Raw genomic sequence first — 12,016 nt, forward strand, 5'->3', positions numbered from 1 at the left:
GGCGGGGTTCTGCTACAATAAATAGGAATAAACCCAAAGAAAGCAGGTGTCCGCATGGCACACATCCTTATTCTGGGCGGCGGTGCCGCCGGACTGGCCGCTGCGCTGGCGGCTGCACAGGCCGCGCCCGCTGCCCGCGTCACGGTGCTGGAGCGCAACCCCAAGGTGGGCAAAAAGCTGCTGGCTACCGGCAACGGCCGCTGCAATCTGGACAACACCGCCATTGCGCCGGAAAAATACTTCACCGCCGACCCCGCCGCACTGCGCCCCCTGCTGGCGGCGGTGGATGCCGCCGCGCCGCTGACGTGGTTTGAGCAGCTGGGGCTGTACACCCGCACCGATGAAGCCGGGCGGGTGTATCCCTATTCCAATCAGGCGGCAGACGTGCTGGCGCTGCTGGAGCTGCATTTGCAGCGGCACACCGTACAGCTGCGCACCGGCTGCACGGTAAGCACCCTGCGGCAGAGCAAAGGCGGCTACGCGGTGCAGTTTACCACCGCCGAGGGCGGCACCGAAAGCCTGCGGGCAGATGCCGTTATCTGCGCCATGGGCGGCGCCGCCGGGCCGCAGTTCGGCACGGACGGCTTCGGCACCCGCTTTGCCGCCGACTGCGGCGGGCAGATGCGCCCGCTTTACCCCTGCCTGACCGCCCTGCAATGCGCAAAGCCGAACAAGAGCCTTGCGGGCATCCGCGCCAAAGCCGCCGCCCGCCTGCTGGACGGCGACCGGGTATTGGCTGAAGAGATGGGCGAAGTACAGTTTACCGACTACGGGCTTTCCGGCATCTGCATCATGCAGCTGTCCGGCCTGCTTGCCCCCGGGCGCAGGCTGAGAGACCCTGTCGTGGAACTTGACCTGTTCCCGGAGCTGAGCGAGATAGACCTGACCCGTCTGCTTGCCCGGCACGCCATCCAAACCGCATCCGACACCCTCGCCGGGTTCTGGACAGGGCTGTTGAACGTCAAGCTGGGTTACGCCCTCTGGGAAGCTGCCAATATGCCCAACAACCGCTCGGTCAAGCAGATGCAGCCCCTTGCCCACACCGCCAAGCACTGGCGGTTCGAGGGGCTTGCCCCCTGCGGCTGGCGGCAGGCGCAGACCACCGGCGGCGGGCTTGCCCTGACCGAGGTGGAACCGACCTTCCAGTTCAAGGGCTGTCCGGGGCTGTACTTCGTGGGTGAAACGTTGGACTGCGCCGGAAGCTGCGGCGGCTTCAACCTGCACTGGGCGTTCGGCAGCGGCCTTGCCGCCGGGCGGGACGCCGCAAAGCACCTTTGCAGCCGAAAACGGTAACAAAAAAGGGATCCTGAAGCGCCAGCTGGCGCTTCAGGATCCCTTTTTATTTTTACTCGCCCTTGGAAAGCAGCTTTGCACGCTCCAGTGCGGGGCGCAGTGCCAGATACAGCACCACGGCGCAGGCAGTGGAAGCCACACTGTTCACAAAGGTGACGCCGCCGGCGATCTTGGTCAGCGCCTGTGCCACGGTGTACTCCTGCCCAAAGATGTACACGTTGCGGAAGTAGCCAAGGAAGGGGTCGGTGAACACGTTCAGCAGCAGACCGGAACCCGCAGAGACGATCACCTTGACCAGATACCCGGCGCTGTGACGATCCTGATCCCGCAGCTTGAACACCTTATGTGCCACGGCACCGCAGGTGATGCCGATGATGAACTTGAGCACGAAGGTGGTAATAGCGTAGCCCGGGTCACCGGCAAGGATATCCGCCAGCGCCAGACCGATGGCACCCGCCAGACCGCCGGATACACCGTCCAGCAGCAGCGCCGTCAAGGCAGTAAAGGTGTTGCCCAGATGGAACGAAGAACCGCCGTAGAAGGGGATGCGGAAGAACAGGTAGGCCACAAGGCTCAGTGCAGCCATCACACCGGTAAGCGCCAGCTCGTGCACCGTAAAGCGGCGCTTGTACAGCACACTGAAAAAAAGGATCAGGATAACGACGACTGCCAGCAGCAGCCACATTGCAGTAGTAGACATGATACTTTCCCTCCAATCGCGCCGATAACCCCACAAAACCACTTGACATTTGGGTGTCCGGCGGGTATGCTCCTATTATACGCAAAACTGACCCCATGAAAATACCCAGAACAAAGTTTTTTTATGGGGTCAGTTTGACGCAATACCCAGATGGGAGGGACATTCTATGGTACATCTGACCACGGCACTGGACCCGGCTTCGGCGGTGCCGCTGTACGAGCAGCTCTACCGCAGCCTTGCCGCCGAGATGCGGGCGGGCACCCTGACAGCGGGCACCCGGATGCCCGGCAAACGGCGGCTGGCGGCAGAGCTGTCGGTCTCGGTGAACACGGTGGACACTGCCTACCAGATGCTGGCAGCCGAGGGCTACCTGACCGCCCGGGAGCGCAGCGGCTTCACGGTGCAGGAGTATCTTGCCCTGCCGCAGGGGGTGCAGCCGCCCGCCGCGCCCTCTGCGCCGGTGGCAGCGCCCCCCGCCGAAACCACCCCGCCGGTGCAGTTCGATTTATCTACCCGGGGCGTGGACCCGGGGCTGTTCCCCTTCCGCACATGGGCACGGCTGCAAAAGGAACTGCTCTATTCCGCGCCGGAGCTGCTCACCCCCGGGGATGCCCGGGGCGACGCTGCTCTGCGGCAGGCGCTGGCAGAGTATCTGGCCGAGTACCGGGGCGTGCAGTGCGACCCGGAGCAGCTGGTGGTGGGTGCAGGGCTGGAATATCTTCTAGGGCTGCTGGCACCGCTGCTGCCCGGCCCTGCCGCCGTGGAGACTCCCGGCTACCCCCGCGCCCGGCAGGTGCTGGAAAACAACGGCGTGCCCTGCCGCTGCCTGCCGGTGGACGCGGACGGCCTGTCCCTGACGGCTCTTTCCGCCAGCGATGCGGCGGTGTGCTACGTCACTCCCAGCCACCAGTTCCCCACCGGGGTCACCATGCCCGCCGGACGCCGGGCCGAGCTGCTGCACTGGGCAGCCCGCGCCCCGGGGCGGCGGTACATCATTGAGGACGACTACGACTCCGAGTTCCGCTTTGATACCCGCCCGCTGCCCAGCTTGCAGGGCATGGCGGGCGCAGACGGCCCGGTGGTGTACCTGTCCACCTGCTCCCGCAGCCTTGCCCCGGGCATCCGCATTGCCTATATGGTACTGCCCCGGCAGCTGCTGGGCGCGTGGCAGGCCAAGTACCGGCTGTACTCCGGCACGGTGGGACGGTTTGAGCAGCAGACGCTGGCGCGCTTTATCACCGGGGGCTATTTCACCCGGCACTTAGCGCGGGAACGCACCGCCTACAAAGCCCGCCGGGATGCGCTGGTGGCGGCACTGCGCACCTCCTTTGCACCGGAAGAGCTGACCCTTGCGGGGCTGCACACCGGTCTGCACCTGCTGGCACAGCTGAAAGACCCGCCGCCGGACGCCGCCCTGCGGGCTGCTGCCCGGCAGTACGGGGTGCGCTGTTCCCTGCTGAGCGACTACGACCTGACCGGCACGGCGCACTCTGCCGCCGGGACGCTGGTGCTGGGTTATGGCTCACTGCCGGACGCGGACTGCGCCGCCGCCGGGGAGAGGTTGAAAAAGCTCTGCACCGCCGCCCGGGAGGCATCGGACACCGTATAGTGTCCGCCTGCCCAGTCCCCGGGCAGGGCGTCAGCGGTGATATCCACCGGCTCGGCGCTGGTGGCTAAAAATTCCAGCGTGCGTTCCAGTGTAGCAAGGTCTACGGCGGTCAGGCTGGTCAGCAGACTGCTGCTCACCTCCCGCAGACCCTGCGGCAGGGTGGTGGGCAGCAGCTCCAGCGCCTGCCGGAAAAACGCATCCCACACCGCCGCCCGGGCGGCGGCGCTGCGCCGGGGCGAAAGAACAGTGTCGGCATCCAGCGCCGCTAAAAAGCTGTGGGCATCGGCGGCGGAGATGCCCTGCACCCCGGTGCCTTTGCCGTACCGCGCCAGCTGCTCCGGGGTGAGCGCCCCGGTAAAACCCACCCGCACTGCGCCGTACCGCGCCGCAAGCTTTGTCAGCACCGCCGGGGCGATGGCAAGATAATCGGTATCCTCCGGCAGGGCGAACACCTCGCCCAGCGCCTCCCGGCAGCGGGCGGGTCCTGCGGCGGCGTAACAGTCCGCAAGAGGGACGTTCTTGCCCCCAAAGGGCACTTCCAGCGCGGCGGGCACCGCCAGCAGATGGATACAGTTCTGCCCGGCGTTCAGGTAAGCCAGCACAAAGCCCGGGGTCTCGTCTGCCACGCACAGCAGCACGGTGCACTGGTCGGCGGCTTTGGGCAGACGGATGGGCACCCCGCTTTGGCTTTTTGCAGCCTGCCGCAGACTGCTGCGCAGCTGGGCGCGGCTGAGCAGCACTGTGCCGCCCACCAGCGGCAGCAACACCAGCAGGGCGGCGCACAGCGCCGCCCAGAAGGGACGCCAGCCGCTGCGTTTTGCGTGTTTCATGGCTCTGCCTCCTTTTTGTGCATAAAGCATAGCCCACCGGGCGACCCTTTATGCAGAAAGGCAGGGATGCTGTATGGATAAAGCAGAAAACCCCAACGAAAAAGACCGCGAGGAACAGGAGGACTTCTGGCTGACGCTGGAACCCCTTCCCGCCCCAGACCCCGAAAAGCCCTCCGCACCGCATGAGGACTAAGGCTGCTGCATAAAATGCGGTAAAGGGGTGAGCCGTTTCTCGTTACGCCCCTTCTGTGAAAATGTGTTTGGAGCGGCCCGCAGGCCGCGACAAACACGAAATTATAAATAATTTTTCCGCTGAATATGCCCAGAGTGTAACGGAGGGCATTTCAAATCGTACCACCACAAAGGAGGCCACGAGATGCCAGAGCGGTTCATGCGGGGAGTCGAGGCCGTGAACGGCATCGTGTGGGGGCCGATGGGGCTGGGGCTGCTCTTCGGCACCGGGCTGCTGCTGACGGTGCGCACCGGGGGCTTCCAGCTGCGGCGGTGGGGCTACTGGATGCGGCACACCCTCGGTGCCATCCTGACCGACCAGAGCGTCACCGCCCATACCGCCCGCGAGGAGCAGGCCATCAGCCAGTTCCAAAGCCTGTGCACCGCGCTGGCGTCCACCATCGGCACCGGCAACCTTGTGGGGGTGGCAACAGCCATCCTTTCCGGCGGGGCGGGGGCGGTGTTCTGGATGTGGGTCATGGCGCTGCTGGGCATGATGACCAGCTACGCCGAGAATGTGCTGGGCATCTACTACCGCCGCAAAGACCCGGCGGGCGGCTGGCGCGGCGGGCCGATGTACTACCTGCGGGACGGCCTTGGCGGCAAGCCGGGGCGGGTGCTGGCGGTGCTGTTTGCTGCGTTCTGCGCGCTGGCAAGCTTTGGCATCGGCAACCTGAGCCAGCTCAATTCCATCGCGGGCAACCTGAAAGCGGCGTTTGGCGTGCCGGAGGCCGTTACCGGCGCAGTGCTGGCGGCAGTGTCGGCGGTGATTTTGCTGGGCGGGCTGAAGCGTGTGGCTGCGGTGGCAGAAAGGCTTGTCCCCGCCATGGCGCTGCTGTACATCGTGGGTGCGCTCACCGTAGTGGGGGTGCATATCACCGCCGTCCCGGCGGCGCTTGCCGCCATCCTGAAAGGCGCGTTCGGGCTGCGGGCCGCCGGTGGGGGCATCGTAGGCTACGGCCTGTCCCGGGCGGTCACTTGGGGCTTCAAGCGGGGTGCTTTTTCCAACGAAGCGGGGCTTGGCTCCTCGGTGATGGTGCACGCGGCTTCCAACGTAAAGGAGCCGGTGCAGCAGGGCATGTGGGGCATTTTTGAGGTGTTTGCAGACACCATGGTGGTGTGCACCCTGACGGCGCTGGTGGTGCTGACCTCCGGCTTTGTGGAGCCGGACACCGGGCGCATTGCCGCCAGGGCGGCGGGCAGTGCACTGGTGGGGCAGGCCTTTGACGCCGTGTTCGGCACGCTGGGGTCCAAGCTCATTGCGGTGTGCATCCTGCTGTTCGCCTATTCCACCGTGCTGGGCTGGAGCTGCTACGGCTGCAAGGCTGTGGAGTATCTCTTCGGCGCAGGGGCAGGGGCATTTTACCGGGTGCTGTTCGTAGCGCTGATGCCGGTGGGCGCGGTGATACGGCTGGACCTTGCATGGACGCTTTCCGACACCTTCAACGGCCTGATGATGCTGCCGAACCTCATCGGCGTGGTGGCGCTGTCCGGTACGGTGGTGAAGATCACCCAAAACTACCTTGCCCGCAAGCTGCACGGCAGCGCCGCGCCGCCGCTGTTGTCTGCGGGTGAGACAATTTAAAATCGTCAGCCCTGCCCCTTGTCCCAAGGCGGGGTTTGTGCTATGCTAAGGGGTACAAGCGATTTTTTGCGCTGAGAGGAGGAGCCCCATGGCCGCCGTAAAAACACGGAATACCGCTACCCTTATGACCGAGGGCAGCATTGTAAAAAGCCTGCTGCTGTTTGCCCTGCCGCTGATCTTCGGCAACCTGCTGCAGCAGATGTACAACACCGCCGACAGCATCATCGTGGGCAATTTTGTGGGCAGCAATGCCCTTGCCGCCGTGGGCTCCAGCGGGTCGCCCATCTACCTGCTCATCGGCTTCAGTCAGGGGCTTGCCGTGGGCGCGGGCGTGGTGGTGTCGCAGTATCTGGGCGCGGGCGACCACAAGGAGACCCGCGAGGCGGTGCACACCTCCCTTGCCATTGCGGTGGTCATGGGGCTTTTGCTGACGGTGGGCGGCGTTGCCTGCGGGCGCGCTTTGCTGGTGGCCATGAACACCCCCGCCGAGGTGCTGGCCGATGCCGTGACCTATATCCGCATCTACTTCGGCGGGGTGCTGTTCAGCGTGGTGTATAACATGACCGCCGGCATCCTGAACGCCGCCGGCAACTCCCGCCGCTCGCTGGTGTATCTGGCATGGGCGTCGGTGACCAACATCGTGCTGGACTTTGTGTTCATCGTGGGGCTGCGGATGGGGGTGGCGGGCGCTGCCATCGCCACAGACCTGAGCCAGCTGGTGTCCTGCGTGCTGAGCCTGCGTTTTCTGATGAAAAGCGAGGACGCCTGCCGGGTGGAACTTTCCGCCATCCGGCTGCACCGCAAAATGGCAGGCCGCATCATCCGGGTGGGTCTGCCCACCGGCATCCAGAACATGGTCATCTCCTTTTCCAACGTGCTGGTGCAGGCCAGCGTGAACAGCTACGGTGCCGCCGCCATGGCGGGCTTTGCGGCCTACATGAAGATCGACGGCTTCAACATCCTGCCGGTGAGCAGCATCAGCATGGCTGCCACCACCTTTGTGGGGCAGAACTACGGTGCGGGGCGTCTGGACCGGGTAAAGCGCTCGGTGTGGGTCACCCTTGCCATCGGGGTCATCTACACCCTTTGCACCGGCGCGGCGCTATTGGCCGGACAGGACGCCATTCTGCACCTGTTCACCGCCGACGAGGCCGTGGTCACCTACGGCAAGCTGGCCATGCGGTGGTTCTGCCCGTTCTACTTCCTGCTCAGCATCCTTCACGGCCTTGCCGGTGCCGTGCGCGGCACGGGTGCCAGCATCCCGCCCATGGTGGTGCTGCTGGTCTCGCTGTGCCTGTTCCGTGTGGTGTGGATCCAGTTCCTGCTGCCCTTCTTCTCCGGCATCGAGGGCGTGTTCATCCTCTACCCCGTCAGCTGGGGTCTGGGCGCATTGCTCATGATCCTGTATGCGTGGAAGGGCAAATGGATGGAGTATCATACATAACATTATTTTACAAAAAACGACCCGCCGCACTGAAAGAGATGCGGCGGGTCGTTTTTTTTCAGGTACTCCTGTCGGGGCAGCTTACCATGCAAAGCCCACGGAGTCCATGTCGATCTTCTTTTCCATCAGCCCCAGACGGCTCTCGATGAAGTTGACAGCCATATCCGGCCACTGGGCGATCTGGGTATAGTAATCCACATAGCCCTTGGTGCCAGTGCCCAGACCCACACCGTGGGGTGCATCAGGTGCCAGATAGAAGCTGAAATCTTTGAAGATATTCGCGCACTCCGGCAGAGCGGGCAGCATCATCGCACTCAGGCCGTCTTTCTGACCCACAACACCAAAGACCGGAGGCAGGTTGGGGTTCTTCGTGAAGTTCAGACCGGTGACGAACAGTCCGTAGATGGGGATCGCCACGTTCAGGTCAGCGCTCTCATGGTCCACAGCATCGCAGACGTAGCTGGGGTAGACCTTATCCGGGGTATTCGTAGTGCCGAACTGGTCGGCCACCACCTGCATCACATTCATGCCGCCAGCAGAGAAGCCCACCGCGATCATGATATCGGTCTTGCCGATGTGTTTTTCAGAGGCGTTGTGGCGGATGTAGCGGATAGCACGGGCCAGATCCAGCTGCTGATCCACAGCGGCATAAGGGTTGACGCGGCGCTGCAGCACAAAGGCGTTGTAGCCGTTCTTGTTGAAGAACTCGGCCACCGGGTAGCCTTCCACCACGTTGTTGCGGTGGGTGCTGCCGCCGCCTGCAATAATGATCACGTTGCCCTTCACCTTGCCCTGATCTCGCAACAGGTACGGGTTCAGGAAGGGACGGAAGCCCTCGTTATCGTAGCAATTTTCCCAGTTGGTGGGCAGCGGAGATTCCACGGCCATCTGATCTCCCCAAATTTCCCAAACGGTGCTCTTGGGGTCCTTGATCTGGCGCAGCGCCTTGCGGGCATTGGTCAGAGCAACACACATCTCGTAGTGAGAAGCATTGATGCCGGGCACAGCTGCACCGTCCACCTTCTCGTACTGAGCGCGGGACAGCTTGTGGAACAGCACATAGAACTTGTCAAAATCGCCCCGGAAAGCAGCCGGATAAAAGGCTACCTCGCGGGAGAGGCGGAGTTCCTCTGCCACCATGGCCTGCACCTCAGCATCGGTGTGCACGCCAGCGTTTTCAGCAAAGGATGCTGGCGCCATGCCAGCCACTGCGCCCATGGTCACGGCAGAAGCGGCGGAAAGCTTCATAAAGTCTCTTCTGTTCATCATCATTTCTCCTTTTAAATGCAGACGGCTCATTTGTGCGGAGCAAAGCCGCCCAAAGCTGTGCAGCAAACGCCCTGCTGCCGGGCCCGATAGACATTCCAGTTGTATCATGCCATCGAAATCTACACAAATCGTACCACAATATAACGCACTTGTAAATAGATTTTATTGTTTTTGTGCTAAATTGATATATTAGTATGCCAGTTCTTGTGAAAATCAACAAGCATGAGAATGGGCATAAAAAAGGACTGCCGTGCACTCTGCACGGCAGTCCTTTTTATCTTATTACAGCTTTTCAAACACCAGAAAGCGGAAAGCAATGGTGGTGGTCAGCTGCGGCAGAGCCGCAAGGCGGGCGGCACCGTCGCGGGGTGTTTTCCAGTAGTAGGGGGTCATGGCGAACAGGGCTTCCAGCTGGGCGGCGGGCACGGTGATGGTACCCTGCACCTCACGCTCATCAATGGCGCGGAAGCCCGGGTACTCCACCTGCTGCACCGGGTTTTTGTAGGGCTTTTCGTAGAGCACAGCCTTCATCTGGTACAGATGCTCTGCCCCCGGCACAACGTAGATCATGCGCCCGCCCGGGCGCAGCACCCGGCTGAACTCCTCCTGCGCAAAGGGCGAAAAGCAGTTCAGCAGCACGTCTGCCCAGCCGGTGCGCACCGGCTGGCTGAAGCTGGACGCCACCGCATACTGCGCGGCGGGCAGCGCCTTTGCCGCCAGCCGCACGGCGGGCTTTGCGATATCGAACCCGGCCAGCTGCAACGGCTTTTCCGCCGCCGCGAACTGCTGCGCGATGCAGCGGTCGTACCAGCCCTCGCCGCAGCCTGCGTCCAGCAGATGCAGTGGGGCGTCCTTCGCGGCGGGCACGCCGTGGGCAAGGCACAACTCCCCCAGCGCCTGCCCGAAGATGCCGTAGTATCCGGCGTTCAGGAAGGCGCGGCGGGCAGCTACCATCTCCTTGCTGTCCCCGGGGGCTTTGGTGCGCATACTCTGCACCGGCAAAAGATGCCAGTAGCCCTCCCGGGCGCGGTCAAAGCAGTGGCCTTTTTCACATTTCAGATCGTTCTCCCCTTGCAGCGCGCCGCCGCACAGGGGGCACTGCCACGGGGTAAAGGCTTCGTTCCGGCTCATACTTCTTCGCTGTGATCCTCAATGGGTGCGGTGGCACCGCCGTGGGCGTCCATATATTCCTCAAAGCTGGTGTACTTCTGCTGGGGCGGGCGGCGGCTGATGAGCATCAGCCCCGGGTCCTCGTCCCGGGCGGCGGCATTGCGGCCGCGGCGGGCAGGCTCGGCCTTGGCAGCGCGGGGTGCGCTGCCGGTGCGGCTCTGGCTTCCTGCATTGCCGCGCTCGTTGCGGGCAGGACGGGCGTTATTGCTCTGGGCTGCGGGGCGGGCATTGCGCTGTTCACCCCGGTCGTTGCGGTCGTTGCGGCGGCTGCCGCTGCGGTTTGCGTTCTGGATATTCTGAGGCTCCTGTGCGCTACGGATGGCGGGTGCTGCCGGAGCGGCAGGGGTCTTGCGTGCCGGGCGCAGCGGAGTAGCCTCCGGGGCGCTGACAAAATGGGGGTCAAACTTGGGCTGGACGTTGCTGCCCCGGGCGGGGGCGGCATTCTCGCGGCGGGCGCGGGGCGCTGCCGTCTCCTTGGGGGCGTTTGCGCCCCGGTTGTTGGCGCGGCGGTCGTTGCGGGCCCCGCGCTTTGCGTTGCTGTCTTGCATCAGTGTTTCCTCTTTTTTCGGTTTTGCAGGCACCGCGTTCTTTGCAGCCTTCGGCTCCTGCTTCGGCGCGGGCGCAGCTGCCTTTGCAGCCTTTGCGGGCGCAGTTTCGGCCTGTTTTTTCGGCGCTTCGGCCAAGTTTTCCGCTTCGGGGCGGGGCTTTTTGCCGCGCACGGGCAGCACCGGGCGCACCGGGGCGGGCACGCCGTCCCACGGGTGGCCGGATACCACCGGGATCTTGCGGCGGTTCAGCTTTTCAATGCCTGCCAGATACTCCTGCTCCTCCGGGGCGCAGAAGCTGACGGCGGTGCCGTCCGCACCGGCGCGGGCGGTGCGCCCGATGCGGTGCACATAGGTCTCCGGCACCTCGGGCAGGTCGTAGTTGAACACATGGGAAAGCTCGCTGATATCAATGCCGCGTGCGGCGATATCGGTGGCCACCAGCACCCGGGTCTTGCCGGACTTGAAATCCTCCAGCGCGGTGACGCGGGCGGTCTGACTCTTGTTGCCGTGGATGGCGGCGGCGGGGATGCCCTGCTTTGTCAGATCCTTTGCGATCTTATCCGCGCCGTGCTTGGTGCGGCTGAACACCAGCGCATTGACCACCGGCGGCTGCAGATTTTTGATGAGCCACGGCAGCAAAAGCTTTTTGTTGCCCTTTTCCACATAGTACAGGCTCTGCTGGATGCGGTCCACGGTGCTGGACACCGGGTCCACCTTGACAAAGGCGGGGTCGTGCAGGATGCCGGAAGCCAGCTGCTCGATCTCGGCGGGCATGGTGGCGCTGAACATCAGGTTTTGGCGCTGGGCGGGCAGCTTTGCAATGACCTTTTTCACGTCATGGACAAAGCCCATGTCCAGCATCCGGTCGGCCTCGTCCAGCACAAAAATTTCCAAAGCGGACAGGTCGATAAAGCCCTGCCCGATCAGGTCGTTCAGCCGTCCCGGGCAGGCGATGAGGATATCCACGCCCTTTTTCAGCGCTTCCACCTGCGGTGCCTGTCCCACGCCGCCAAAGATGACGGTGCTGCGCAATTTCAGGTACTTGCCGTAGGCTTCAAAGCTTTCGCCGATCTGCAAAGCCAGCTCCCGGGTGGGGGTCAGGATCAGCGCACGGACAGCGCCCTTGCGGCGGGGTGCGTTGGCGGTGAGCCGGTCCAGCATGGGCAGCGCAAAGGCCGCCGTCTTGCCGGTGCCGGTCTGGGCGCAGCCCATCAGATCCCGGCCTGCCAGCACCGGCGGGATGGCCGCTGCCTGAATGGGCGAGGGGGTCTCGTAGCCCGCTTCCTGCACAGCGCGCAGCAGCGGGGCGGACAGATTCAGTTCTTTAAATGTCATGG

9 protein-coding genes are annotated in these 12,016 nt (G+C 63.7%); 4 read left to right on the forward strand and 5 right to left on the reverse strand.

Translation table 11 applies throughout. From position 1 onward, the window contains the following. Window positions 1-54 precede the first annotated feature (54 nt). A complete protein-coding gene (locus C7J97_RS07645; RefSeq protein ID WP_113992489.1) occupies window positions 55-1,293 on the forward strand; it encodes a BaiN/RdsA family NAD(P)/FAD-dependent oxidoreductase in 1,239 nt (412 codons plus the stop codon). 52 nt (window positions 1,294-1,345) lie between these two features. Here the strand turns inward: C7J97_RS07645 and C7J97_RS07650 are convergent, their stop codons facing one another. Then, window positions 1,346-1,993, reverse strand: coding sequence for an ECF transporter S component (locus C7J97_RS07650; RefSeq protein ID WP_238057081.1), 648 nt, complete (start codon window positions 1,991-1,993; stop codon window positions 1,346-1,348). Window positions 1,994-2,159: 166 nt separating this feature from the next. Here C7J97_RS07650 and pdxR point away from each other — a divergent pair, with 166 nt between their 5' ends. Beyond that, window positions 2,160-3,602, forward strand: coding sequence for a MocR-like pyridoxine biosynthesis transcription factor PdxR (gene pdxR, locus C7J97_RS07655; protein WP_113992490.1), 1,443 nt, complete (start codon window positions 2,160-2,162; stop codon window positions 3,600-3,602). Here the strand turns inward: pdxR and C7J97_RS14840 are convergent. Continuing rightward, window positions 3,509-4,432, reverse strand: a complete 924-nt coding sequence (locus C7J97_RS14840) for a hypothetical protein (RefSeq protein ID WP_147232754.1) — start codon at window positions 4,430-4,432, stop codon at window positions 3,509-3,511. The genes pdxR and C7J97_RS14840 overlap by 94 nt on opposite strands. A 376-nt stretch (window positions 4,433-4,808) precedes the next feature. Between C7J97_RS14840 and C7J97_RS07670 the strand changes: the two genes are divergently transcribed. Both C7J97_RS07670 and C7J97_RS07675 read left to right on the forward strand, forming a co-directional pair. Then, window positions 4,809-6,248, forward strand: coding sequence for an alanine/glycine:cation symporter family protein (locus C7J97_RS07670; protein WP_113992493.1), 1,440 nt, complete (start codon window positions 4,809-4,811; stop codon window positions 6,246-6,248). An 88-nt stretch (window positions 6,249-6,336) separates the two neighbouring features. Next, window positions 6,337-7,692, forward strand: a complete 1,356-nt coding sequence (locus C7J97_RS07675; RefSeq protein WP_005921479.1) for an MATE family efflux transporter — start codon at window positions 6,337-6,339, stop codon at window positions 7,690-7,692. A gap of 81 nt (window positions 7,693-7,773) precedes the next feature. Here C7J97_RS07675 and C7J97_RS07680 read toward each other — a convergent pair whose 3' ends face one another. From C7J97_RS07680 to C7J97_RS07690, 3 genes are all read right to left on the reverse strand, one after another. Further along, the gene (locus tag C7J97_RS07680; protein WP_242983466.1) at window positions 7,774-8,964 is read right to left on the reverse strand and encodes a twin-arginine translocation signal domain-containing protein; all 1,191 of its coding nucleotides are present in this window, start codon (window positions 8,962-8,964) and stop codon (window positions 7,774-7,776) included. Window positions 8,965-9,243: 279 nt separating this feature from the next. Further along, complete coding sequence (locus tag C7J97_RS07685; RefSeq protein WP_113992495.1) at window positions 9,244-10,092, reverse strand: putative RNA methyltransferase; 849 nt, start codon at window positions 10,090-10,092, stop codon at window positions 9,244-9,246. Further along, a complete protein-coding gene (locus C7J97_RS07690) occupies window positions 10,089-12,014 on the reverse strand; it encodes a DEAD/DEAH box helicase (protein WP_113992496.1) in 1,926 nt (641 codons plus the stop codon). Before C7J97_RS07690 ends, C7J97_RS07685 begins: the two co-directional genes overlap by 4 nt. Window positions 12,015-12,016: the final 2 nt, after the last annotated feature.

The organism is Faecalibacterium prausnitzii (assembly GCF_003324185.1).
Classification (GTDB): Bacteria; Bacillota; Clostridia; order Oscillospirales; family Ruminococcaceae; genus Faecalibacterium; species Faecalibacterium prausnitzii.